Here is a 26,498-nt window from a genome sequence, read left to right on the forward strand (position 1 = left end):
GTAAGTGGTGATTACAAGCTGTTCTAACAATTATAATTCCTTATTAATGAATGACTGTTTTTATAAGTTTCGGGCATTTGTGTTTAATAGTCCACAATATCAGTCACAAATCGGTCAATAACGGGCTTGATGGCGATTTCGTCACAGTTTTGCCATTTTTTCATTGGTAAATTAATAATCAAGCAAGCGGGAGACCATTATGAGAAGCCTACAAATTGTTGAACTAATAAATGATCAAAGAAGTGCAACCGTCGAAGAAATAGCAGAAGCCTTTAATGTTTCTGTGGAAACCATTCGTCGAGATTTAAAAAAGCTTGATGAATCGGGCGCACTTAAAAGAGTTCATGGTGGGGCTATTAGTGTTCAAGAAATTGATGAAGGTCTTTCTTTTCATGCGCGTTCTAAGGACTATATAGAAGAAAAGGAATTACTGGTAAGCAAAGCGTTAGATTATATTAAAGAAGAAATGGTAATAGGTTTAGACGCAAGTTCATCAAGTTGGTGTCTCGCTCGAGAGATTCCAAATATCAGTTGCACTATTATTACCAATTCTCTTCAGAATGTTATTGCCCTTGAAGGTAAAAGTAATATTAATGTAATTTGTACTGGTGGCAGTTATTCCGAGAAGTACAGTAGTTTCTATGGTCCACTAGCAGTGGAGACACTGGCTAATATGTCTTTGGACGTCTGCTTCTTTTCCTGCGTTGGGTTTGATTATGACTCAGGAGTTTGGGATTCAAATGAATATAACTATCAAATAAAAAGAAGTTTTATCGATATATCTGATCAAGTTATTCTAATTGCCGATAAATCTAAATACAAAAAAAGAAGTCTTCTTAAAATATGTGATAACGAATCGGTAGATGTAGTAATAACTGATTTGTAATAACGTGAAACAAAATAAACTTTAAAATAAAAATAAATAATTTAATTAATAAATAAGGATATCTTATGAATGATACTCTCAATATAAGTTCGTCTGAAACACAGAGGAATAATAAAGTAGAGGTAATACCAAAGGAAATTAAATTTGCTTTTTGGCTACTATGTTGTTGTTTTGCCATGTGGGGTTTGGCAAATAACATGACTGATGTACTTATTGCACAGTTTCGAAAAGTATTTACTTTAACCGATATGCAATCCGGTTTGGTACAAACGGCTTTCTATGGCGCTTATTTTTGTTTGGCTCTTCCCGCTGCGCTTTTCATACAGCGATACAGTTATAAAGCCGGAGTGCTTTTGGGCCTTGGATTGTTTGCAACCGGCGCACTGCTATTTTATCCCGCCGCGCAAGCAATGGAATATTTACCTTTCTTGCTGGCATTATTTGTTCTAGCTGGCGGTCTCTCCATTCTAGAAACAAGTGCCAACCCATACATATTAGCGATGGGTCCTGAAGAAACCGCAACTCGACGTCTAAATATTGCTCAAGCTTGTAACCCTATTGGTTCGATCACTGGGGTGTTAATTGGCAAATTTTACATCTTATCGCAACTAAACCCTGCAACGGATAGTGAACGTGCGGCCATGGCTGCTGACGAACTAGCGAAAATTCAATCTGACGAACTGTACGCAGTAATGATGCCCTATATGGGCGTAGCAGTTGTTATTGCTTTAATTTGGCTATTGATTCTTAAAACTAAGATGCCGGCCGCAAAGGACACAAGTACTACCGGTGAGTCTACATTTGGTCAGGCGTACCGCCGTATTGTCAAGCGAAGCCACTTCACCAAAGGCGTGTTAGCTCAGTTTTTCTATGTCGGTGCGCAAATTGGTTGTTGGTCATGGACTATTCGTTACGTGATGCAAGAAGTCGGCGGTACAGAAGCAGAAGCATCAACATACCTACTGACATCTATTGTGATTTTCTCTGTCATGCGCTGGGTTTGTGTCGCGCTGATGAAACACATTGAACCACAAAAACTACTTGCTGCTTTGGCTGCGATCGCTGCGATTTTAGTCGCTGTAATCATGGTAGTGGGTGGGTTAGCAGGAGCTTATGCACTAGTCGGTGTGTCTGCATGTATGTCTCTGATGTTCCCGACTATTTTTGGGCTATCACTGAGAGATTTAGGGTCTGATTCAAAGTTTGGTGGAAGCTTCTTAATCATGGCAATCCTGGGTGGTGCACTGCTAACCGCCATCATGGGGCAAATCTCAGATGCAGCAGGCATTGGTGCCGCATTTGTTATCCCATTCATTGGCTTCGTTTACCTAGTGTACTACGGCGCAAAAGGTTACCAAGTTAAGTAAAGAATTATCCACAGGGGCAGCATTAACCTGCCCCCTGAATTAAAGAAATAATAAGGAACATCAATGATGTCACAGTTAGTTAAAATCGGTATTCGTCCTACCATCGACGGTCGTCAAATGGGTGTACGCGAATCTCTTGAAGATCAAACTATGGGAATGGCTCAGCGCGCAGCTCATTTTATTCAAGAGAATATTCGCCATGCTAGCGGAGAGAAAGTGAAGTGTGTCCTTGCCGACTCTTGTATTGGTGGTGTAGCAGAATCTGCTGCGACGGCTGACAAATTTAAACGTGAAAATGTGGGCCTTGTACTGACAGTAACACCGTGTTGGTGTTATGGCACAGAAACCATTGATATGGACCCGCATACACCAAAAGCCATCTGGGGTTTCAATGGTACTGAGCGTCCAGGTGCAGTATACCTAGCCGCCGCGATGGCAGGCCACTCACAAGTGGGTTTACCGGCATTCTCAATTTACGGCAAAGAAGTGCAAGACGCAGGAGACGAGTCAATCCCAAGTGACGTACAGGACAAGATTCTTCGCTTCTGCCGTGCAGGTTTAGCCGTCGCGTCAATGCGCGGTAAATCTTATCTCTCGATGGGCTCTGTATCTATGGGCATCGCGGGCTCTGTGGTTAACCCTGAGTTCTTCCAGAAGTATCTGGGCATGCGTAATGAATATGTCGATATGACAGAAATCAAACGCCGTTTGGATCGAGAAGTCTATGACAAGAAAGAGTTTGAACTGGCACGTGCTTGGGTACGAGACTGGTGTAAAGAAGGTAAAGATTATAACGGCACCCCTTTCACCGAAGAGCGTAAAGCAGAGGATTGGGATACCGTCATTAAGATGACCATGATCATGCGCGATTTGATGCAAGGCAACCCAAAACTTGCAGAGCTAGGCTTTGGTGAAGAATCGCTAGGACACAATGCTATTCTGGCTGGCTTCCAAGGTCAGCGTCATTGGACCGATCATTTGCCCAATGGCGATTTTTCAGAGGCCATCTTGAACTCCTCATTTGATTGGAACGGCATTCGTGAACCAATCTGTGTGGCAACAGAAAACGACGCGTTGAACGGCGTAAATATGATGTTTGGTAAGCTACTGACGGGTGAGGCTCAGGTTTTCCATGATGTTCGTACCTACTGGTCTGAAGATGCGGTAGAGCGTGTGACAGGGACCCGCCCAGATTCCGGTTTCTTGCACCTGGTTAACTCTGGCTCAGCAGCGCTCGATGGGGCAGGTAAAGCGAGAACAGCTGATGGTAAGCCGGCGATGAAACCGCACTGGGAACTGACACAAGCCGACGTTGAAGCGTCTCTAAATGCAACGAAATGGTGCCCAGCCATTGAAGAATACTTCCGTGGGGGCGGCTTCTCGTCTCAGTTCCTAACTGAAGGTGGCATGCCATTTACTATGCATCGAATCAACATTATCTCGGGTATTGGTCCAGTGCTGCAAATTGCTGAGGGGCACTCTATCGAACTGCCAGAAGATGTTCATAATACCCTAAATGAGCGCACTAACGCGACTTGGCCAACGACCTGGTTCGTCCCTCGCTTGACTGGCCAAGGCGCATTTAAATCGGTTTATGACGTTATGGCAAACTGGGGCGCTAACCACTGTGTTATCACTTCAGGCCACGTTGGCGGCGATTTAATCTCTCTCGCTGCAATGCTGCGTATTCCGGTATCGATGCATAACGTGGATAGCCAAGACATCTTTCGTCCGCATACTTGGTCTGCATTTGGTCAGGATGTTGAGGGACAGGACTATCGCGCTTGTCAGAACTTCGGCCCTATCTATAAGTAATTCAATAGGTAACTAATTTTGCCTGCCCCAACTTGGGGTAGGCCTTAAAGGGGTGAGTTATGTCGATTGCTATTATTCTTGATTGCGGAGCCACCAACGTCCGCTCTATTGCGATTAACCAGCAAGGTGAAATTGTTGCGTCGCACTATATTGCTAATGAAACGCTACAGAATGGCACTAAACATGTTTGGGATTTTCAACAGATTTGGAAAAAGCTTGTTGAGTGTTCAAAGCAGGTAACGGCTCAAATTAATTCGACGGATATTGTTGCCGTTTCTGTCACTACCTTTGGAGTGGACGGGGCGCCCTTCGATAAAGATGGAAAGCAGATCTATCCCATTATTTCTTGGAAATGTGCTCGTACCGCGCCTGTGATGAGCCAGATCTCGCAAGATATTGACCGCGATGAACTGTATTTGACCAACGGCATCGGGGATTATTCGTTCAATACCTTATTCAAGCTTAAGTGGTTGAAAGACAACGAACCAAAAGTCTATAGCAATATGGATAAGTGGGTGTTTATTTCGTCGATGTTGACACAAAAGCTGACGGGCGAATTAACAACCGATCGAACGATGGCTGGCACGTCGATGATGACGGACCTAGACAGCGGTGACTGGAATGAAGGGGTATTACAGTACCTAGAGCTGACGAAGGCGCACTTTCCTCCCATGGTTGAAGCGGGCGAAATAGTGGGTTGTTTAAAAGACGATGTCGCCTTCCTGCTTGGCATTCCAAACAGAGTTCCAGTGATTTCAGCAGGTCACGACACTCAGTTTGCTTTGTTCGGCTCTGGTGCCAAAGAGAATCAGTCTTTCTTAAGCTCAGGGACTTGGGAGATCTTGATGGCTCGTTCGCCACGTCCTCAGTTAAAACCTGACTATCTCAAAGAGGGCATGACAACAGAGCTTGATGCTAAAAATGATTTGTTTAACCCAGCAATCCAATGGCTCTCTAGTGCAGTAATGGAATGGGTCGCCAACACCTACTTTACGGATATTGCCGAGAGCAGCAGTAAATACGCGGTGATGGTTTCGGAAGGGGAAGCGGCCCCTATCGGTGCAAATGGCGTTAGGTTCGATCCATCCTTTTTACTTGGTGGTGACGGTAAAGGAAATGGTGCGATTACTGGCCTGTCCATTAATGCCACAAGGGGTGAGATATACCGCGCCGCTCTAGAAGGACTGGCCTTCAAACTCAAGAGCAGTCTGCACTATCTTTCCACGACTTGTCGCTTAAATACCGAGTGTTTAATGGTGGTGGGTGGTGGGTCTAAAAATAGACTGTGGAACCAAATAAGAGCTGACGTTGTTGGCATCCCTATCCATGTGGTTGAACAGCCTGAAGCCACAGTGACGGGGGCAGCGATGTATGCCTTTGCAGGGGCTGGGGTATTTATTGATGCCAATCATGCCCAAGAAAATATGAAGCCTGCTTACCAAGTCATCACCCCGTCTGAGAGCCGTGAACAATACGCCCAGTTATTGGAGGAAATACACAATGCTTAAAGGAATCCATCCGGCAATAAGCCCAGAACTGCTTGCCGTATTAAGTCGAATGGGGCATGGCGATGAAATTCTGTTTGCCGACGCCCATTTTCCTGCGGAGACGTTTGGATCGCATGTGGTGCTAAGAGCCGATGGCGTGAATATCGATACGCTGTTAGAGGGCACAATACCGCTATTTGAGCTCGACGTGTACTGCCAAAGCCCGCTGATCATGATGCAAGCAGTAGAGGGTGACCAGCTCGACCCAACAGTTGAATCGAAATACATGGCGGCAATCACAAAGACCACGAAAGACAAGCCTGCATTAGAACACATGGATCGTTTTGATTTTTACGACCGCGCCGAAAAATGCTTTGCAGTTGTACTGACGGGCGAAACCGCTAAATACGGAAACATCATTTTAAAGAAAGGCGTAACGCCAGCTTAAGGAAGTAATACGATGACAATAACAAGAAATGAACTAGCACAAGACATTATCGATACATGCTTAGAGATGACTAAGCTGGGATTAAACCAAGGCACCGCAGGTAATGTCTCGGTGCGCTATGAAGGTGGTTTATTGATCACTCCAACGGGTATTGAATATGAGAATCTGACACCGGAAAAGATCGTTTTTGTAAGCGAATCCGGAGAATTTGAGGAAGGCAAAATTCCATCAAGCGAATGGGCTTTCCACCTAACCTGCTACCAAGCGAGAGAGGATTGCCATGCCGTTGTTCACAACCACGCCATTAACGCGACAGCAGTGTCTATACTCAATCGTCCAATCCAGGCGATCCACTATATGGTTGCAGCATCGGGCGCGGCAGAAATACCTTGTGTACCTTATGCTACCTTTGGCTCTCCTAAGTTGGCTGATTATGTAGATGCTGGCATTCGTCAAAGTAAATCTATTCTTCTTCAACATCATGGCATGATCACCGTTGGTGAAAATCTGAAGAAAGCATTGTGGTTAGCACATGAAACCGAGGTATTGGCTGAGCTTTATCTCAAGTGTGCAGCGATTCAGCCAGACGTTCCAGTGCTTCCAAACCAAGAGATGGATCATGTACTCGATAAGTTCAAGACGTATGGATTGCGAGTTGAGAAGTAATTGATATCGGCCCGATCCGTCGGGCTCTTACCGTAAAGGAATGACTATGGTGTTTGCATTAAATTTACCAAAACTATCATTATCCGGCGTAGGTGCGGTGGCAGAATCTGTTGCAGTGTTGGACTGTCGACCCGTAAAAAAAGCAATGATAGTGACAGATAAAAACCTTATTGAATTGGGGATATTAGATTCTCTTTATTGTGCACTCGATGATAAAGGGTTCGATTATGTCACCTTTGATAAGGTCACCCCTAACCCGACCGTTAGTTTGGTTAATCAAGGTGCTGAGTTTTACCAACAGAGCGGGTGCGATTGTTTGATTGCGGTTGGTGGCGGTAGCCCTATTGATTGTGCGAAAGCGATTCGTATTGTCACATCAAATGAAGGCGAAATCACCGATTATAATGGGGTCGGCCTGGTTAAGAATAGCGGTGCGTTCTTTATTGCTATTAATACAACGGCGGGAACAGCGGCGGAGATGACGTCCAATTCGGTGATTACCGATGAGAAGAATCTCGTTAAGATGGTGATCGTCGACACCAAACAGATTCCAGATGTTGCGGTTAACGACCCATCATTGATGGTTGGTTTGCCTGCCTCTGTTACCGCTGCAACGGGTATGGATGCGCTGACCCATGCCATTGAGTCGGTTGTGACTCCTGGCGCCCATCGTTTAACACTTCCGACCGCACTCGAGGCGGTTAAGCTAATTGCCAAATGGCTGCCTATGGCAGTAAAGGATGGAGCGAACATAGAAGCTCGGTCGGCACTTGCTGATGCGCAATTTTTAGCGGGGATGTCGTTCAACTCAGCCGGATTAGGCGCGGTTCATGCGTTGTCACATCAGCCTTCGGCAACACACAACCTAGCGCATGGCGTTTGTAATGCTATCTTGCTGCCTGTGGTGAGCGCATTCAATGCTCAAACGATTCCAAGTGCGTTTAGGGAAGTAGCTGAAGCGATGGGTGGGGATACGTCTCAGTTAGACGACACTAATGCAGCCCTATTAGCGGTGGACCTGATTTGCACGTTGTCTCGTGAAGTGGGTATCCCTTCTGGGCTGGCTCATCTTGGGGTTAAGCATGCGGATATTGATGGTTGGGTTCAAAAAGCCATGGATGATGTTTGTATGGGAGGCAACCCAAGAACGTTGACCAGTGAAGACGTTTATCACCTTTACGAGTTGGCGTTATAGCAACCGTGTAGTGGTACTGTAGTGGCTGAGTGAATTTGGCCACTTGATTGGAGGTTTGCAATACTTGAAGTGATTCATAAATCACTAATTTAGGAAACTCGCTGAGAAGATTTTGTCCAACTATGAGTTGGCCTTTGCAGATCATTCATCCAATATTAACCGTTTTACTCAGTACAGATGTGGTGTTGGAAAATGGGAACAAAAACGACCTAACCACGCTCTAAGCGTCGTTAAGTCGTTATTGGTTTGAGGTCAGGGGTTAATTGAGTGCTTCGATCAGAGTGATTTCGCGTTTGATCTGCTTACTCTCTTGCTCAGTTGCCTGCGCCAGTTTCTTTTCGCGTGTGGTTATGGCTGCTTGTTTGGCTTCGTCAGATGTGAACATCAGTTCTTTTACGTTGATAGAAGCGATGTTTGTGTAGCGGCCATCGTCACTGGTCGGGATTGATATGGTTTCATCATTAATCAAAGACTTTACGATCTCTCGCTGTTCATTGTAGCGGCTCTCTAAACCAGAAAGAGCCCATCGCTGCTGAGTTTTACCTTCATACTGACCGTTCTTTTCTTCTTTAAGATACTTGATTGTCATATTACGGATCGTGCCTGCTTCTTCTCCATACTCTGCTTCCGTATCAAAGAGTACAGGGAATGATTCACCTTCTAGCACGCCGCCTTTCTTGGTTAGATGACCCATTCGATAGCTATTCATACCAATACGGATTTCTGTTTGATCAGTAACCGGTGTGCCATCTGCAAACGCGAGGTTGGTGATGCGTGTACCTGCAGGCTGAGTGAGGTCGATGGTATAAGTCACGCCCGCGAAGAAGTCATTAGTTGAGTATTTTGAAGCTCTGCGTTCAGGGTTAAAGCTGTAGGTCACATCACCGGGTTGCACTGAGTTGAAGTAGCCCGCAGACCATTCCATGTAGGTTCTTAACTCTTTGCCTGTCATCTGGTAGACAGTGATTTCGCCACCTGCGTATTGGTAGTTGTACGCGATGTCTTTGGCTTTGATTGGGCCAACATCGAGCTCTGCATTGTCGTTGTCTATTTGAAGTGCAATGACATTGGCTTTGGGTGCATAGAAGAAGCTCGCTTCTTGGTATAGCGCACTGATGCCTGTGTCTTGAACGTGGACTTGAGGGATACCGCGGATTTCATTTTCAGGGACTAAATCAACGCCGGTAAGCTGAGCGACAGGTCTGTTCGCCATTTCTCGGAGTTGTTTGTGATAAGGCTGGTATAGCTCGTCCATATTCTGATCAGAATCTATACCTTTAATTTTATAGGTGAAGCTGTCTTTGTTGACGAGAGTGAATGTGCCATCGCGCTCTTCAAATTGAAGATCAATACGAGATAGGGCGCGGCCATATTTGTCGGGTTCAGTAATAATAACGCCATTTACAACGGCTTTATCGATGCGAGTGTGCATGTGGCCAGCGACGATGGCATCAAGCTCTGGGTTTGCATTGGCAATGTCGGTGACACCGGTGTCGGCAATGTCATTCTCGTTCTCAATTCCCATATGGGCAACCAATATGATGGCATCCACTTTATCATCAATCTCTTTGACGATTTTCTTCACTTCCAAGGTTGGATTAGTGAAAGTGACGCCTTCTAAACGGTTGGTACCTTGCGCAAAGACCTCCGTCATTGGGGTATCCATTCCGATCACGCCGATCTTAATGCTACCGCGTTCTAGGATGGTGTAACCAGGCAGGAATGGGTTTCCGTTTTTGTTCTTGATGTTGCCACCGAGAGACTGCCCTTTAAATTGGGTAACGGCCCTGTTGAGGGTTTTGAGGCCAAAGTCGAATTCGTGGTTACCTAAAACCCACACATCGTATTTCATGTGATTAAAGCCAAGTATCATTGGATCAACGGGCTCGTCTTTGAAGGTTTCTACGAAGTTGCCTTGGATGGTATCGCCAGCGTCGACAAGGATAATGTTAGATTGCTCTTTGCGGATCTCACCAACTTTGGTCGCGATTTGGCTCAAGCTACCACGAGTGTTGAGTTTATCTGCCGCGTAATCCCACGCCATAAAATGACCGTGGATATCTGAAGTACCCAGTATCGTGACATCGTGTATATCGCCATCAGCTGCAAAGGTGGGAAAGGCTAGAGAGAGTAGGATGGCGCTTGATAGTATGTGTCTTTTCATAAGTATGTTCACATCGTGGTTTTAAGTATGACGCTACCATATAGAATCGAGGTTATCTTATGGGTGATCAGTATCACATTTCTAATGATATAACTAATTGATGTTTCAAATAAATGTGATTCATGACCATCTCGTAACCACTTAAGTTATGGAGAAATGCACCACAACTCTTCGCTATCTTTTCAATCTTCGATTTCTTTAATCAAACTTCCTAAGCGATGGTGTATTAACAAGCACGCTTGTAAGCTGTTGAACGTCTTGCCTGTTGAAATAAACAAGGTATATATCGTCCAACTCTCACTTACTGTGGCAGTAAGATGATCTTGCCCTCTAGGCGTGTGGTTTTCGATTCAATGAGATCAATCGCGGTTTGTACTTCATCGAATGGTAGATAGCGGTCAACGTCGAGCTGAATGTCGTTTGTGATGAAGTGATCTAGCATGGTCGTGAACTTATCACGGCGAACATCTTTACCTTCTGCTTCCTCCCAATAACGCAAGAAGAAGGTGCTGAAATCGATGTGTTGGTTTTTCGCGTACTCAAAGAAGCGTGGCTCGTAAAAATCCAACGACAGCGTCCCATAGTTGATAAAGCGCCCGTTGTTGCCAAGGGTGTGAACAAGATCGGTTCCGGGTGAGCCGCCAATCGCATCAAAGGCAACGGTTGGCATAGGCAAGCCTAATGCCTTAATTTGAGAAACTAGATCAGCGTTCGCATCTATCACCCAACAGGAAGTGGCAGGGTATTGTGTCTGCTGTGATGTAACGACAATGATGTTGAAGCCGAGTGATGCTGATAACTGGGAGAAGATCTTACCGATGGCTGAACTGCCCGCGTTGATGATCAACACATCCTCTTGGGTCAGCTTGGCTATTTCTGTCGTTAGCACCCATGCGGTTAGCGTATTAATGTACAACTGACAGGCGTAGCCATTGTCTAAATGTTGAGGAATTTGGAACAGATCATCTGGTGATACATCAACATAGTTCTGCCATGTTCCACTGGTTGCCACAAGCACTCGTTGATTCACTATAAACTCAGCACTGCTGGATTCTACAATCCTTCCTACCGCTTCAAATCCCGGTACTCTCGGCGGCTGATGGCTATGTTTGTATTGGCCCACACCATAAATCGACAACAGATCACTAGGGTTGATGTTAGTCGCTTCAATTTGTACGCGAACTTTATCTCTGTCTAGTACCCCTAAAGCGACATGTTCTAACTTGAGAGATTCTTTTGGCTGACCGAAACGGAACTGGCTAATTCGGGTATTTTGCTTAGTGTCAGTCATAGTTTGGGCACCTTTATGGATTATGAGTACTGCATTGATTTTAAGTGTAGCGTGTTCATAAACAACCTTGGGTCGCTAATATTGCTTAACATAGCTGGCGTCGGTAAACAGTCGTCATCAACGTAGTCGACATAGTCTGCCGCCGAATCGAAGATCAAAATATCCAAAGCCAAACGATCCAAGCCATATCGGCCTCGGTGGATCATATCCGCTGAAAACACCAATAAGTCACCTGCGGCTAACGGTATCTGCTTACCACCAGAGATGTCATCGCTGCTCACTTTGCCGTTTTCTTCTTGGCGAACATTGTACTCTTCTTCGTTATCCCAACGTTTGTGCGTGCCGGGGATAAGTTCCATGCCGGGCTCATCAAAAAGGGGCACTCGCAGATGCAATACTTGGGTTTCCATGATGACTTTCATCTGGTCATCAATGTCGTAGTCGTATTGACAGTCACGATGCCAGAAGTCTTTTTGCTGCGGGTTTACTGGGTTGAAAAACAGCTGTGTATTCATGAATGCCGGCTTGTTCGGAATCACCGCATCAACCACATCCATCACTTGTTTCGAGCTGATGAAGTCGAAAAGCACGCTTCTATCGTCGGCAGGCAAATACTCGCTTCCCGTAATTAAAGACGAGTTAAATGCTTCTTCTTTATAGAATTCTTCGTTGTCTGCTTTCCATGATTCATGAAATTTCAGCACGACTTTTCTAAGCGATGCAATTTGAGCTTCATTGAAATAATTTCTGATAACAAAGTAACCATGTTCGTCGTAACGGTCACTTAATTGTTGGCTGTTTTCTACCACTGACTACCTTCGTTCATTCTTTGCTGTATAATAACTAAGGTCAACAGCCCCTAGAGATTTCTTGGGCGCATAATGCCAGACAGTTGTCGTTCAACCAAGTAACGAGTGAAGAAGCCTGTAAATTCGGTGATGTTATGAAGCAATATTGAGGGCGAGTGTTACATGCCTATCCACATCATGGACTCATGCGACAAAAATCTCCGCATATGTGATCTACCCCCTTTTTTTATAAAATGAAAAGATTCATATGGTGAATGTTTTTGTGGTTTGCATGATTATTGACCATGTTGAAATTTGGTTGCGTATGGAAGATAGAAAATCATGGATGGTTTTTCGCTGGATATGAGAACACTTAATTTTATTATTATTTTGTTCTCTTTCATTTACTGCATTGGCTTGTTGCTGTTCCAATTTACCCAACAGTCCATTAAAGGGCTTTCAATTTTTTCCATTTCAATATTTGTTATCGGAAGTGGGCCGTTGATGTTGAGCCTAAGAGGGGAACTCCCTGATTGGATCACTGTTATTGGCGCCAACATGGTCATTGCGCTTGGCTTTCATCTCGCTTTGTATAGCTTGTGCCTGTTTCGAGAATATTCCCTAAAATGCACCTACCTCAGCAGTCTGATGATGTTGGCTCTTTTGCTAGGTTTTATTCACTTCACGTACTATGAACCTTCCATCAAAGCTCGAATTATTCTCATTAGTTTATATTTGGCCTTTGTTACTCTTTGCACTGCCTTTGTGGTGTTAAAGGGTCAACGTGATGACTTGACCCTAGCAACTCGAATGATGGCCTTATCATTTTTGATATATGGTGGGTTTATGGTTTTCCGAGTACTGGTGACGCTATTTTCAACTGAGCTTCAGGATTTCATGGCAGCCGCACTCATTCATCAACTTGCCTTTTTAATGAGTATTGTTCTTATCGTGTCGATGAGCTTCACAATGCTCTGGTTGATTAATGCAAGGTTGCTTAGGTCTATTCATGACCTGTCTTACAGCGACCCTTTAACGGCACTTGGAAACCGCAGAGCTTTAGATGAAATGGTTCCAGTCGTCATGAAGCAGGCGGGGACTGCACCTGTTAGTGCCATTATGATGGATATTGATAACTTTAAGTCGATCAATGACCAACACGGACACATTGTGGGTGATCTCGTGATCAAGTCTTTTGCTGAAATGGTTCAAAGTGCAATCAAAACATCGCCAACAGCCAGTGCGTTTCGTTTTGGCGGAGACGAGATAATGATTTTATTGCCCAATGTTAATTTCCTACAAGCACAGGCTATTGCTTGTAAGCTGCGATTATCTATTTCAGAGATCTCAGCCGTACAAGGGAATGAGATGTTTCTGACGTCGAGTTTCGGTGTCGCTCAGCTTCACCCAGATGAGAATTGGGATGGGTTTATTACTCGAGCCGACAAAGCGTTATATCAAGCGAAAACAAACGGTCGCAATATGACTTCAATTTGTCCTAGTCATATTAACGAGATCGTCACTGCCACATCACCAATACCGCTGCAATAGAGAGTAAGATGAGTGCAAGAATGTCTTTGCGTGCGATGCTTTGTCCTAACCAGAAGTAGGATATCAACACCATGAAGATCACTTCGACTTGCCCAAGCGTCTTTACGTACGGAACGGCTTGAAGTGACATTGCGCTAAACCAACCCAGAGAACCGATAACACTCGCTAGGCTTGTCATTACGACCAGTTTCGACTTCTTGAATATCAGGCGCAGCGTGTCGCGTTCTCTGAAAAAGAGATACGTACAGATAATCACTGTCTGAAGGGAAATGACGAGGAACAGCACCCATGCGGCGCTATGAGGGAAGGGCAACCCTATGCTCAAACTTGCTTCCCGTACCCAAAGAGATGTTAAAGCAAAAGCAGTACTACACGCCATACCTAGCAAGAACACTCTCGGGGACAAGCTTCGCCAGCCAGAAGCACTACTCATGATTAGCACGCCTAAAGTACCAATAAGTACGCCGACCCAACCTGTTAGTGTCAAAGCAGTACCAAAAAACAATACGGATAGCACCGCAGACACGGGGGCTTCACACTTGGCTAATCCTGCGCCTATCGCATAGTTTCCTAGCTTGAACAGCATCACCATTAAGCCGGTCGCGAGGATCTGCATGATGGCGGCAGCAACAATATAGAAAACAAACTCACCCGAAAAATCCGGTGCGGAGACTGGCTGCCATTGATAGAGGGTGTAGAGGTAAATAAGGGCGATTGGGCCAGCCCAAATAAAACGCGCCAACGTCACGCCAGCCACGCTCATGGTGCCACTTAATTTACTTTGAAAGGCATTGCGCCAAGATTGGCTAAAGGCAGCAAGGAGAGTAAAGGCTATCCAACTAAAAGACATGACGCGTCCATGTGTTATGTAATTTGCTGATTATATTAACAAATAAAACCAATATAAGAAGCGACTTGTTCTTTTAATAAGCAATAGTCAGTTGCGTGAATCGCTCGGTTTTGAAGAATATTCGGTCTTTAAAACTTGCGCTGTAAACCTTAACGGCTTCATTTACTTGTCACTCGACATCAATCGATTGTTTAGAAAATCGCTTCTTTTCTGTTCTTGAAGTAGAACAGCGCGCTGATCAAAACGAACAGTAAGGTGAAGTAATAGAAAAAAGAAGACAGTGAGGCCAAGAAGGCAAGGTTCTGTTCTATTTCTTGTTCGGTGTAGCCCTGAGACACCAACTTATAGTAGTAAGCGTACAAGATACCGATCAGACCGTATCCGAGGTTAAACATCAAACCTTTGAAACTAAGAACGGTGGCTCTGTTGTGTGATTCGGTTTTTTTATTCAGGTGGTAGCTGATGAAAATGTTCATCGTCATGATGATAAAGATTAATACTAGTGCCGGAATGACTCCGTAAATCGACCAACCTAAACTGATCCAGTAATAAGTCGCCATGCTTGCCAATCCCATAACCACAATGAAGGTTTTAGCCTCCATACTCTCTGCTAATCTTCGGCTTTGTCCTGCCAATATAATCTTAAGCAAGCTGATACCCGCACCAATAAAACCAAAGTAGATAATTGGAATATCAATGGCCAGATAGTATTGGCTGTTCATGGTTAGGAACATGCGTGAGGTGTGTTCGAATAGGCTGTAGTAGAGCAAGATGAACAGCACGTAAGGCGTAGCGAATACCCATTTACCTGCATCGATCGTCAATTTAAGACTTGAGATGGTGGTTGCCAATTTGGTTTGGTCGCTTGGCATCACCTTCTTTTCTTCGCGCATATTAATCGCGGCATAGATAGCGATCATCGCTACAAATAGGGTGGCGAACACAGGAATACGCATCAGATCTTTGGTGCTTTCTGGTTCGGCTAGTCCAAGGAAATGAAAGATGTTCGTCATAAAATTCACGTCGTACATCGCCGCACCAATTAGTGTGACAAAGATACCGACCGTTGAGGCGACACGAAGCTGGATTTGCAGCACTCGAGGCCACAACTCTTCATTGCCTTGTTCTTTTAAGGTGTCGTAAGCCAATGCCTCGTCAGCACCGCTGGCCAGTGCCATCGCTAAGCCACTGAGAATCCGGTTAATCAGAAAAACAATGAACACCAAGTCTGGGTTTCCGGTTGGTACGAGCGCTATCATGGCGATCTCAACAAACATCACAATCGAAGACAGCACCACCAGTTTCTTGCGGCCTAAGGTATCGGCGAATGCACCCGACGGTACTTCAGCAAGCACAATGGTGGCCGCCCAAACTACATTGAGCATCGCGAATTGAGACAGGGTTAACCCGTAATCTAAATAAAGTAGGGTGAATATAGGGTAGTAAAAACGCGCAAAGTAGCTGCTTCTAAACATTAAGAAGTAGCGGACATTAGGAATTTTAAGGATCTCTTTGAGCGTCATGATAATTTCAGTAATTTAGATAACACATTATTATGTATAACCCTTTTACTCTTTTAAATCATGAATTGTTGTCAAATCCCTACAATATCTGGTTTGGGTGATCTTCGAACTCATTGTTCATAGTGGGTTATAGGTTTCTCGTCTTCAAATCACTTTCCCCTATTCATTTAGTTTGTGGTGCCGTTTCACTTGTTCGACTGATTTTGGTGCAAGATCGAACTTCTACAACGTCGCTCTCGTATTTACATCTTATTGTATGATTTAATTATTGGTAATAACGATACGCAATGAATCCAATGTAATTGAGGAAGCGAGCATGATCTTAGAGTCATTCAGTCTGGAAGGTAAAGTAGCGATAGTGACGGGCTGTAACACGGGGCTTGGGCAAGGTATTGCATTAGGCCTAGCGGAAGCCGGTTGTAAGGTTGTCGGTGTTAACCGAACAGAGCCTGAAGAGACTATTGAGAAAATGAGTGCAGCAGGTCATTCGTTCCTAAACGTGAGTGCTGATCTTCTCGAGCAAGCGTGCATTCCAGGGGTTATAGAGCGCACTTTGGCTGAGTTTGGCCAAGTCGACATTCTCGTGAACAATGCAGGAATTATTCGCCGCCAAGATGCTATTGAGTTCTCAGAGCAAGATTGGGATGACGTAATGAACGTGAACACCAAGACGGTGTTCTTTATGTCTCAGGCTGTTGCAAAGCAATTTAAGGCTCAAGGTACTGGCGGAAAGATCATTAACATTGCATCGATGCTCTCATTCCAAGGTGGCATTCGAGTTCCTTCCTATACGGCTTCAAAAAGTGCTGTGATGGGCGTGACACGTGCGATGGCGAACGAATGGGCGCGCGATAATATCAACGTGAATGCGATAGCCCCCGGTTATATGGAAACGAACAATACTCAAGCTCTGCGTGAAGATGCTGAGCGTAATCAAGCGATTCTTGAGCGTATTCCGGCTGAACGTTGGGGTAAACCGCAAGATATCGCAGGTCCTTGTGTGTTCTTAGCATCATCAGCATCGGATTACATTAATGGCTATACCATTGCTGTTGACGGTGGTTGGTTAGCACGCTAATTAGTTTTTTATTCTAAATTTTGAGTTTGCAGCAATCTTGCAGGAGAAGATAAATGAAAATCGCTTTAATGATGGAAAACAGTCAAGCAGGCAAAAATGCTATGGTATCAGCTGAACTAGAGTCAGTTGCTGGTGGTTTTGGTCACGATGTCTTCAACCTAGGAATGACAGACGAGAACGATCACCACTTAACGTATATTCATCTAGGTATTATGGCGAGCATTCTGATTAACTCAAAGGCTGTTGACTTTGTTGTGACAGGATGTGGCACTGGCCAAGGTGCTTTGATGTCACTGAACCTGCATCCGGGGGTGGTTTGTGGTTACTGCCTAGAGCCATCAGATGCTTTCTTGTTTAACCAAATTAACAACGGTAATGCTCTCGCTCTCGCTTTTGCTAAAGGCTTTGGCTGGGCAGGTGAACTCAACATTCGTTATATCTTTGAAAAAGCGTTCACAGGCGAGCGTGGTAATGGGTATCCACTAGAGCGTGCAGAACCACAGCAACGTAATGCAGCAATTTTGAATGAAGTGAAAGCGGCGGTGGTAAAAGATAACTTTATTGATTCTCTGAGAGCCATCGACCAAGATCTAGTGAAAACAGCGGTTGGCAGCGAACGTTTCCAACAATGCTTCTTTGAGCATTGCCAAAACCAAGAAATCGCTGATTATGTTCGTTCACTTTTAGATTAATTAGAGCGTTTAGTTCTGATAGAGCCAGCCTTGTTCGGCTGGCTTTTTGATGAATAATTAAAGCAATGTAATGAGACAAACAGTAATCAACTGGCTAAATTGCGATTCGTGTTTTCCTGCATCTACTCTTCATCTTCGGTTTCTTTGGAAGCATTTGAGGCACAGCCTTTCTCTAGCCAGTTATCGAGCACGCGTTGCAGTGCCTTCAAAGAGGTTGGCTTCTCTAAGCGACCATCCATCAGTTTGCTGATCATATCTAACTCGTGTTGTCCTGATTCGCCAGACAAAGCAATGATTGGTGTTTGAGGTGAGCGTGCCTTGATGATTTGGCTTGCGTCAAAACCATTCATTATCGGCATTTGTACGTCCATTAAGATCAAATCGACCTTGTGTGTTTTGAACAGCTCGACGGCATTCTCACCGTTTTTGGCTTGCAAGCTATTTACACCAAGTCGACTCAGGTACATCTGAACAAGCGTGCGTTGTACCTCTTTGTCATCGACGATAAGCACGGTTGGAGCCAAATGATTCTCTGGGGTTAGCGTACTTGTTGGTTCTGAACTTTGCGTTTCTGCTTGGTTATCTGGCTTAGCTTCAGCGTTGGTTTTGTTTTCAGTTGCGGTTTGATTACCTTTCCAATCATCGAAGTAAGGCGTACGAAGTGCGTCTGCTTTGGGGGCATTGGGTACCACCGGGAAGTACAGGTGGAACTCAGTAAACTCCCCAAGTTTAGAGTGGCACTCAACTCGGCCGCCAAATGAACGCATCACACGTTGGCAATAGCCAAGCCCTAGGCCGCTACCACCGCTTTTTTGGTAAGAGAAGAAGTCATCAAAGATCTTATGTGCAATGGCTTCGTCAATGCCAGGGCCGGTATCTCGGAATATCAGAACGTTCTCGTAAGGCCCTGTGTTGGTGCTGATCTCAATTTGGCTTTCTGGATAAGAATCAAAGTAATAGATTGCATTACGTATCAGGTTGAAAATAACGAAATTGAATAAGGTTTCATTGAGCTTTGCTACAAAATCAGCGTGTTGTGGTAAACGAATGCGTTCAATGATCTTTTCATTCTCAAAACCATAGTGGCTTACGGCTTGATCTACGGCTTTGTGGATAGAGGTCATGGCCACAGGGCCGTGTTCAGGCGTACTGTCACTGACTTCGCGCAGGATGATATCAATCAGTTGTCGCCCACGTTGAATCGCAGCTTGGCCATTCTCAATATCCTTTAGGATTTGTTTAGCTGGGGCTTGATTATCAATGTGCTGTTTTAATAGTTCAAATTGCAATTGCACTTGAGCCAGTGGGTTACGCATTTCATGAGCGATTGAGTTAGCAAGGGCACGGCTTTGGCGGATGCGTCTATCGGCTTCGATAGTGCTTTGTACTCGAGTTAACAAGGTTTGCAGGGCAGAGATCTCTTCGTTAGAGAACATCTGATCGTTGCTCTTGTGTGACGATACTAACAAGTGCGTGACCGATTTCCCCTGACCAAACAGAGGCATCACCAAAGCGGTATCGTTGGAGCTCATCTTGTCATACAGGGCTTTGATTGAGCGCTTGGCTGGTGCGGTGTAATCAAGCTCCTGAGACAACTCATCGAACACTAAAACGGACTTGTTAGTAGACAGATAATCTTCGTAGAAGGTTTCGTTATAGTTGCTGTTAACTAGACGTAGCTTATCTTCTGGAATTTGCAGTAGGCTACCCAAACGACGCATTGCATCATCAATTGATAGCTTGAAATCCTCTTCTAGCGCGAGGATCTGTTGTACTGGCGTTTTCTTGTTTCCGTAGACAAAGAACGAGGCGTAGTGGCTTACGCGCTTGTAGAGAACATGCCACGTGATGCCGATAATCGCGCAGATTGGGATAGCAACAAGCCATTGACTGTCGTCTGTCAGCGGGATAAATATCGCGCCAAAAGGGATCACCAAAATAGCACAAACCAACATCGCATTTAGGCTCATGTACGCCAGGTATTTCACGCTGTAGAAGCGCGAGGTCAGCAGGGCATAGCCAACGAACAACATTTCACTTATCGACAAAGCTGGTGGCAGCCAAGTGAGCGAGAAATCACGCAAGAAGTAGGTCATGCCTAGGTGGATCGTCGCAGTAGACAGCATGAAGACTAAAATGCCGGCGATCATATAGTTGGATTTGGCTAAAGTTAGCTTGCTGCTGTTGGCGCGCATGGCCACCAGGTTGAGTAGTGTTAGCACTACAAAGCTAATCATCCCAATAAAGAAGTACGGCGTATGCGGGCCAAACTCAATCACGAACTGGCTTGGGCCTGCAATGGTGACGTGTTCAACGGTTAACCCCGGACTTAAATTGATAAAGAAGGAGTAGACGGTCAGGGTGACGAAAATGGCTTGCTGCCACACATGAACCTTACCATTACGTTGTTCAGCGGCGAGTTTGCACGAGAAGTAATAGGCAAAGGCAAACGCAAAGAACGAGGCGAGGTTGGCAAACTTTGCGGCGAACACGGCGGCCGAGGCCCCAAGTTCCGGTAATAAGTCGGTATGGAAATAAGCGTTACTGCTGATCCACGCAACAATGCAGATCGAATACGCGATGTAAGGGGCATGGTGTGTCCCTGCGATCACTTCGTTCTTCTGTTTCAGGCGATAGCAGTAATAGAACAACCACATGACAACCACAGCCACGGTTGCAAGCAGTGTGATTGCTTTTGCATAGATGATCGCCTCTAGGCCGAAATCAAACATGTTCATCCTTTTTCACCGAGCTAGTTTTTCCTGCCGAGCGCGACTTTTCTAATGACTTTCTGCTTTCTCGCACTGCGCGTTTGTAGCTTCGAAAAGCGACATTATTGAACGCTTTTACCATCATCTCAAAATTCCAGAATCCACGATAAATTGTCGTGCCATCGTCATTTAATTCGCAATATCCAGAATGGAAGTATGCATTGGAATCAATGGTTTGATAAAACTGAAGCATGAAAGGTTGCTCGATAATAGTGAAGCCAATCTTATAGCCTATTTGGTGTAACACACTCATCAGCTCTTTTTGAGAAAGGTAGAGGAAATAGAGCTTTTGTTGGGTATTGCCACTGACTGTCAGACGTAACACCTCACACAGGGCATCTTTGTCGGACAATTGTAACTGGAATTGTTGGTCAAATTCTGGGAGAGAGTAACATTTTGACAGTGTAGGCGGTGTGAAAAGTTGTAACCCTGCGAGTTCATCGTAGCCGTAATTGGGTAAACAGTATTGCCATTGCTCATTGCTGAACGGCGGTGCGTAACTTAGCCAAGTGTCATTCTTAGACCAGTCTTGAATCAGCGCAGAGGAAACCAGTGTTGGAAAGGCTTCATCGACTGGATGCTTGAGCAGAATAAAATGCTTACCTGCCTGAGAAAGGTGTAATAAAGGCAGCATCTCAAACCATTTCTCGCCCTTGATGAACACCTCGAGATTGCTTAAAGCAATGGCATCGCTGATTGGCATTCCTTGTGGGTGACTCGGTGTTTGTACCAAAAGTGGCTCATGTTCTATCTGTTCGATGATCGCACCGTAATAAGCACTGTCATTGATAGGGAGGTCGACATGAGAAATGGAGCTTGGATTTAATGGAGATTTTGCTTTGATCGCAGCAATTTCACACTCACACCAGAAATCTAGCCAATGCATATAGCACTGCCCTACAGCCTGTTCTAGAAGAGCAATTTCTGCAGATAGTGTATTTGGATAGCGCAGAATCAGATCGCGGTAGTCCATCACCTCAAACAATACAGAGTAGCTTTTGTTTTGATGCTCTGGGAAAAGCAATTCTAACTGGCTTCTACGATATTCAGTCACGTTTTGAAAAAGCTCAGTGCGCTCATGTGGCTGATAAGTGTTGATGACGAGCTCTATCAGCGCTCGCTGTTTTATTTCGATAGACAGACTGCTAGCCAACAGTGAGCCTAAAGACGACGTTAATTTCATGTTTAACCTAGCCTAGGTTTATATAATTATTTTTATTTGATCTGCATTATCTATAGGACACTGATTTTAGGTATGTGTTTGAAGTTACGTTACTTTGAGAGAGCCAATCGTAACTTTACTTGTGTCCATGGTGTGAGAGGTAAGTTGCATAATCGGGCGAGATTTTACTACTTGCACTCACCCTCAACAATAAAGATTTTCCATATTTGAATGAATTCAAAGATGAACAAAATACATTATTATCAACAACTTGTAGGGTTGGATCACAGTTTTAAAATTAGACATGATTAAGTCGAGCATAAACTTTTGGATTTATAAAATAATTTCAAATATCTATTTTTTGAACCAATATCACAATCCACATCAAGATGAGCTCATCTTATTAATCGTGATAGGAATGTTTTTGGTGTGAAGTATGTAATTATCTGATTAATTGTGTCTGTATTATTACTCGCTTATTCTCTCGCTACTCATTTTAATGATTTAAATATCAGGTGGATAAAAGCAGAGCTCCAGTGCTCGTCTTGTTTTCCTGACAATCTCCTGTGTTTATAGAGTAGTTACACCATAATCTCTGATGAAGTGATGACATTCGAGGTTTAAGCTTGCCTGCATATGAAACATTATTGCGAGTAATCCCTCGTAAATGATTGAGGTAGAGAGAATTTATGAAGAACGTACGATTAACATCATTACTTGGAACAGCAACCTTGTTTAGTGTCGTGGCGTTAGCTGGGTGTAGTCAGAAATCAGAAGTACCAACTCAACCGCAAGAGAATGCGAACCCCATCTGCAGCACTAAAAACCTGACGGGTGGTTGGTCGAAAAGTGAGATAACACCAGAAGCCAAGCAAGCTTTAAACGCAGTTCTTAGCCAAATGAACACTTCAGCTGAGCTCAAGCAGATCTTGAGTGTTCGAACTCAGGTTGTCGCGGGTTTGAATTACGCTATTGAGTTTGAAATGGATAATGGTGAAGTGTGGAACACCATCGTTTACCGTTCTCTACAAGGTGACATCGAAATGACGCAACCTGCACAGAAAGGTCTTCTGTGCTCATAATCTAGATGCGTCTGTATCTTGTGAGATAGGCTTATAGCAAATAAAAATGGCTCCGTATTGGGAGCCATTTTTGTTTTTAAGAAGACTGATTTGTTGAACGTTTTCAGTCGGCCAACTCGGGCTCAGCTAACTCCTGAACACAAGCACGGCTGATGTCTTCATCAATGTAGGCCATACCGAGTTTATTGAGGTAGTCCATGCGATCAGCAGTGCGAAGCTCGATGTCGGGGCCTGCAATGTTATTGGCTTGATAAATTTCAGTGAGGTGAGACATGAATTGCTCGCCCACACTCATCATCAATAGACTCATTGCTCCTACGTCCGGTCTTACTTTGGCACGTTGCTTTTCAGATAAGTTTACCGCTAATACGATAGGCTGTTCTTCACCTTCGAAGCGAACGCCTCGCTCACGAACGGTTTGTTGAGCCCAGTAATATGCCAGTTCTTTGCTCTGGGTGAGAAACACTGGCTCAACCGATTCGGTGTAGTTGTTGCCGATGGTCGCCATAGTTTTTGAAGCTGCTTCGTTGAGCGCTTTGTCTCCAGAACGTTTTAAACCTTGGCCTTGAATAGAAGCCAATAAAGCGGAAGATGTGCCGTGATACCAAGTATCACCCGTCGCGAAACCATTCTCTGATAACAGTGTTTTTGCATCTTGTAGGTGTGTAGGTATTGAAGTCATAGGCACTCTCAAAAAATAAGAATCTTAACAAATAGGAATCTGAACAAATACGTATACAGTTAGCTTAAACAGAAGTTGTTCGGTTAACCGTGGTGTGGAACACAAATCTGAGGCTTTGAGATAAAGCTGGCAGTACAAGCTTTATCTCAAAGCCTTCCCCCGGATCTTACCTAAGTAAGAGAGAAGGACGGGGGAGGCTTTAGCGTTAGCGATTAATCAAATTGGTTCGATGTATTCGCTTCACCTGCAGCTTTTAGTGCGTTCTCACCAGCAAAGTACTCTTTGTGGTCATCACCCATGTCAGAACCAGACATGTTTTGGTGTTTAACACATGCGATGCCTTGGCGGATTTCTTTACGCTGAACATTCGCAACGTAACCTAACATGCCTTGGTCGCCGAAGTACTCTTTCGCTAGGTTGTCAGTAGACAGCGCAGCAGTGTGGTAAGTCGGTAGCGTAATCAAGTGGTGGAAAATACCCGCTTCACGTGATGCGTCTGCTTGGAATGTACGGATCTTCTCGTCAGCGCTTGCAGACAGTTCAGTTTCATCGTATTCCGCGCTCATTAGGCTTGCACGGTCGTAAGCTGAAACATCTTTACCTTCTGCTACCATCGCATCGTATGCTTGTTGGCGGAAGTTTAGCGTCCAGTTGAATGATGGAGAGTTGTTGTAAACCAGCTTCGCATTAGGGTGAACTTCACGTACGCCGTCCATCATCTCTTTGATTTGACCGATGTGTGGCTTCTCAGTCTCAATCCATAGTAGGTCAGCACCCGCGTTGATTGCTTCAATACAGTCGAATACACAACGGTCTTCACCAGTACCTTGGCGGAATTGGTATAAGCCTGAAGGTAGACGCTTAGGTCGAACTAGCTTGCCGTCACGGTTAAAGCAAACGTCGCCTTCTGCCATATCTGCAACATCGATCTCTTCAACATCTAGGTATGAGTTGTAGATATCACCTTGGTCGCCCGGCTCTTTCACTACTGCGATTTCTTTTGTTAGGCCAGCACCTTGAGAATCGGTACGAGCAACAATAACGCCGTTGTCGATGCCTAGTTCAAGGAAAGCGTAACGAAGTGCGCGAAGTTTTGCGTGGAAGTCAGCGTGTGGAACCGTTACTTTGCCGTCTTGGTGACCACATTGCTTCTCATCGGCAACTTGGTTTTCAATTTGTAGACAACATGCGCCTGCTTCAATCATCTGCTTAGCCATTAGGTAGGTCGCTTCTGCGTTACCAAAACCTGCATCGATATCGGCGATGATTGGCACCACGTGTGTTACGTGATTGTCGATTTTGTCTTGGATAAGGTCTTGTTGGTTAACGTCGCCCGCTTCACGTGCAGCGTCTAGCTCACGGAATAAACCACCCAGTTCACGTGCATCAGCTTGGCGCAGGAATGTGTATAGTTCTTCTACTAGGCCTGCAACCGATGTTTTCTCATGCATAGATTGGTCTGGAAGTGGACCAAAGTCTGAGCGAAGTGCTGCAACCATCCAGCCTGATAGGTATAGGTAGCGTCGGTCTGTCTTGCCATCAAAGTGCTTCTTAATAGAAATCAACTTTTGTTGGCCGATAAAACCATGCCAGCAGCCTAAAGACTGAGTGTATTGAGAACTGTCTTTATCGTAAGCCTCCATATCCGCACGCATGATATCTGCCGTGTATTGCGCGATATCTAGACCTGTTTTGAATTTGTTTTGAGCTCGCATACGAGCAGCAGATTCAGCATTGATTGCATCCCATGGAGCACCTGCAGCGCTTTTTGCAACTTCTATCATTTCGATATCTTGTGTAATTTGCGACATAACTATTCCTTAGTTTCACGTGGGGTATGGTTGCCAAATTGGCTTGGATTAAAACTTTGCTATGGACAAAGAATAACCACGCATGTGATAATTTTGTTAATTTATAGTTATTATATTCGGTATTTTTCTTATGAATATTGCTCGTATAGACCTTAATTTGCTTGTGTATTTAGACATGTTGCTACGTGAAAGAAACGTTACACGAGCAGCAAATCAATTGGGTATTACTCAACCAGCCATGAGTAATGGCCTTCGCCGATTGCGTGATCTGTTTGAAGACCCGCTATTAGTGAGAACAAGTGAAGGGATGATACCGACCGAACGCGCGCACAAGTTGCAGCCACTGATTCGAAACATCTTGGCGAATGTAGAGAAGACACTGCAGCCGACCACAGAGTTTAATGCAGAAGACAGTGAACGCGTGTTTCGTATCATGGCGAGTGACTATGCAGAGTCGACCATTATTCAGCCGCTATTAAAAAAACTGAGCGAGATAGCACCGAAAATACGACTGGATATAATGACGCCAAGTGATGTGAGCTATCAGGATGTAGAGCAAGGTACCGTTGATATAATTATCAACCGATTTGACGATATTCCTCAGTCGTTTCACCAGATGAGCCTTTGGCACGACGGGTTTTCTTGTCTATTTAGTTGTGACAACCCGATAGCCGACAATTTCGATATTTTGTCTTATTTAAAGGCGCAACATATTTGGGTAAGTAAGACTGGTATGGGAACGGGAGTCGGGATAAACCCAAGCGAAGCACAAAAGCTTGGTTGGATAGATGAAGCACTAATGCGCATTGGTAAAACCCGTAACATCACGGTGTTTACGCGACACTACTTGTCGGCGATTCTCTTCGCACAACAGAAGAACCTGATCCTGACTATTCCTACCAAAGCCGCTCAACTGCAGCGCAATAACCCTAGATTGTTGATCAAGCCTGCGCCATTTGCGATTGAACCCTTTGAGGTGAAGATGGCGTGGAGTCCATTGTTACAAACCAATCCAGACCACCAGTGGATGCGTCGTTTGATTAAAAGTGTCGCTAACGAAATCGAGAGTGGAGTAACGGAATAACACAGTTTTTAGGGTATTTTTTATATGAATATCCAATATAACCGGCATAAATTAGCTAAATTCATGTCCGTTAAGTAAGTTTAAGTCAGTAAAGTAAATTTGAGC

At 44.6% G+C, this 26,498-nt stretch carries 21 protein-coding genes; 12 read left to right on the forward strand and 9 right to left on the reverse strand.

All coding sequences use genetic code 11. The features are described from left to right. The first annotated feature begins 199 nt into the window (after positions 1-199). From AB6E51_RS06535 to AB6E51_RS06565, 7 genes are all read left to right on the forward strand, one after another. A complete protein-coding gene (locus tag AB6E51_RS06535) occupies positions 200-886 on the forward strand; it encodes a DeoR/GlpR family DNA-binding transcription regulator (protein WP_048662208.1) in 687 nt (228 codons plus the stop codon). 197 nt (positions 887-1,083) lie between these two features. Next, a complete protein-coding gene (gene fucP, locus AB6E51_RS06540; RefSeq protein WP_017059999.1) occupies positions 1,084-2,253 on the forward strand; it encodes an L-fucose:H+ symporter permease in 1,170 nt (389 codons plus the stop codon). 66 nt (positions 2,254-2,319) lie between these two features. After that, complete coding sequence (locus tag AB6E51_RS06545; protein ID WP_372059013.1) at positions 2,320-4,068, forward strand: L-fucose isomerase; 1,749 nt, start codon at positions 2,320-2,322, stop codon at positions 4,066-4,068. Positions 4,069-4,127: 59 nt separating this feature from the next. Further along, complete coding sequence (gene fucK / locus AB6E51_RS06550; protein WP_017059997.1) at positions 4,128-5,576, forward strand: L-fuculokinase; 1,449 nt, start codon at positions 4,128-4,130, stop codon at positions 5,574-5,576. After that, complete coding sequence (fucU, locus tag AB6E51_RS06555; protein ID WP_017059996.1) at positions 5,569-6,003, forward strand: L-fucose mutarotase; 435 nt, start codon at positions 5,569-5,571, stop codon at positions 6,001-6,003. Before fucK ends, fucU begins: the two co-directional genes overlap by 8 nt. 18 nt (positions 6,004-6,021) lie before the next feature. Then, complete coding sequence (locus tag AB6E51_RS06560; RefSeq protein WP_029236427.1) at positions 6,022-6,669, forward strand: L-fuculose-phosphate aldolase; 648 nt, start codon at positions 6,022-6,024, stop codon at positions 6,667-6,669. Between the two features lie 46 nt (positions 6,670-6,715). Further along, a complete protein-coding gene (locus AB6E51_RS06565) occupies positions 6,716-7,864 on the forward strand; it encodes an iron-containing alcohol dehydrogenase (protein WP_017059994.1) in 1,149 nt (382 codons plus the stop codon). 259 nt (positions 7,865-8,123) lie between these two features. Here the strand turns inward: AB6E51_RS06565 and AB6E51_RS06570 are convergent, their stop codons facing one another. The 3 genes from AB6E51_RS06570 to AB6E51_RS06580 all read right to left on the reverse strand — a co-directional run bounded on the left by AB6E51_RS06570 (position 8,124) and on the right by AB6E51_RS06580 (position 12,128). Beyond that, on the reverse strand, positions 8,124-10,028 hold the full coding sequence (locus AB6E51_RS06570) for a bifunctional UDP-sugar hydrolase/5'-nucleotidase (RefSeq protein ID WP_372059011.1): 1,905 nt from the start codon (positions 10,026-10,028) through the stop codon (positions 8,124-8,126). Between the two features lie 301 nt (positions 10,029-10,329). After that, positions 10,330-11,319, reverse strand: coding sequence for a zinc-dependent alcohol dehydrogenase family protein (locus AB6E51_RS06575; protein WP_372059009.1), 990 nt, complete (start codon positions 11,317-11,319; stop codon positions 10,330-10,332). Positions 11,320-11,339: 20 nt separating this feature from the next. Then, entirely contained in the window at positions 11,340-12,128 is a 789-nt protein-coding gene (locus AB6E51_RS06580) for a phytanoyl-CoA dioxygenase family protein (protein WP_017059991.1), read from the reverse strand. Positions 12,129-12,449: 321 nt separating this feature from the next. Here AB6E51_RS06580 and AB6E51_RS06585 point away from each other — a divergent pair, with 321 nt between their 5' ends. Then, complete coding sequence (locus AB6E51_RS06585) at positions 12,450-13,658, forward strand: GGDEF domain-containing protein (protein ID WP_372059008.1); 1,209 nt, start codon at positions 12,450-12,452, stop codon at positions 13,656-13,658. Here AB6E51_RS06585 and AB6E51_RS06590 read toward each other — a convergent pair. Both AB6E51_RS06590 and AB6E51_RS06595 read right to left on the reverse strand, forming a co-directional pair. Beyond that, complete coding sequence (locus tag AB6E51_RS06590) at positions 13,627-14,508, reverse strand: multidrug transporter (protein WP_372059006.1); 882 nt, start codon at positions 14,506-14,508, stop codon at positions 13,627-13,629. The two genes, AB6E51_RS06585 and AB6E51_RS06590, sit on opposite strands and share 32 nt — an antisense overlap. A gap of 191 nt (positions 14,509-14,699) precedes the next feature. Further along, the gene (locus tag AB6E51_RS06595; protein ID WP_136974696.1) at positions 14,700-16,031 is read right to left on the reverse strand and encodes an MFS transporter; all 1,332 of its coding nucleotides are present in this window, start codon (positions 16,029-16,031) and stop codon (positions 14,700-14,702) included. A gap of 316 nt (positions 16,032-16,347) precedes the next feature. Here AB6E51_RS06595 and kduD point away from each other — a divergent pair, with 316 nt between their 5' ends. Both kduD and AB6E51_RS06605 read left to right on the forward strand, forming a co-directional pair. Further along, positions 16,348-17,109: a 2-dehydro-3-deoxy-D-gluconate 5-dehydrogenase KduD gene (kduD, locus tag AB6E51_RS06600; protein ID WP_017067926.1), complete on the forward strand. Its 762-nt coding sequence runs from the start codon at positions 16,348-16,350 to the stop codon at positions 17,107-17,109. A gap of 53 nt (positions 17,110-17,162) precedes the next feature. Further along, on the forward strand, positions 17,163-17,801 hold the full coding sequence (locus tag AB6E51_RS06605) for an RpiB/LacA/LacB family sugar-phosphate isomerase (RefSeq protein ID WP_017067927.1): 639 nt from the start codon (positions 17,163-17,165) through the stop codon (positions 17,799-17,801). Positions 17,802-17,923: 122 nt separating this feature from the next. Here the strand turns inward: AB6E51_RS06605 and AB6E51_RS06610 are convergent, their stop codons facing one another. Continuing rightward, entirely contained in the window at positions 17,924-20,533 is a 2,610-nt protein-coding gene (locus AB6E51_RS06610; RefSeq protein ID WP_372059005.1) for a response regulator, read from the reverse strand. Next, positions 20,526-21,755 (reverse strand): acyl-homoserine-lactone synthase, encoded by a 1,230-nt coding sequence (locus AB6E51_RS06615; protein WP_372059004.1) that lies wholly within the window; start codon positions 21,753-21,755, stop codon positions 20,526-20,528. The genes AB6E51_RS06610 and AB6E51_RS06615 overlap by 8 nt, the downstream gene beginning before the upstream one ends. Positions 21,756-22,423: 668 nt before the next feature. On the opposite strand from AB6E51_RS06615, the gene AB6E51_RS06620 reads away from it, so the two are divergent. Next, on the forward strand, positions 22,424-22,816 hold the full coding sequence (locus AB6E51_RS06620; RefSeq protein WP_017064277.1) for a cystatin domain-containing protein: 393 nt from the start codon (positions 22,424-22,426) through the stop codon (positions 22,814-22,816). Positions 22,817-22,919: 103 nt separating this feature from the next. Here AB6E51_RS06620 and AB6E51_RS06625 read toward each other — a convergent pair whose 3' ends face one another. Beyond that, positions 22,920-23,498 (reverse strand): hypothetical protein, encoded by a 579-nt coding sequence (locus AB6E51_RS06625; RefSeq protein WP_017067975.1) that lies wholly within the window; start codon positions 23,496-23,498, stop codon positions 22,920-22,922. Positions 23,499-23,710: 212 nt separating this feature from the next. After that, the gene (locus tag AB6E51_RS06630; protein WP_372059003.1) at positions 23,711-25,309 is read right to left on the reverse strand and encodes an isocitrate lyase; all 1,599 of its coding nucleotides are present in this window, start codon (positions 25,307-25,309) and stop codon (positions 23,711-23,713) included. A 130-nt stretch (positions 25,310-25,439) separates the two neighbouring features. Between AB6E51_RS06630 and AB6E51_RS06635 the strand changes: the two genes are divergently transcribed. Beyond that, positions 25,440-26,393, forward strand: a complete 954-nt coding sequence (locus AB6E51_RS06635; protein ID WP_009845781.1) for a LysR family transcriptional regulator — start codon at positions 25,440-25,442, stop codon at positions 26,391-26,393. The last annotated feature ends 105 nt before the right edge of the window (positions 26,394-26,498 follow it).

It is taken from the genome of Vibrio sp. 10N.247.311.47, from assembly GCF_041467535.1.
GTDB lineage: Bacteria > Pseudomonadota > Gammaproteobacteria > Enterobacterales > Vibrionaceae > Vibrio > Vibrio crassostreae_C.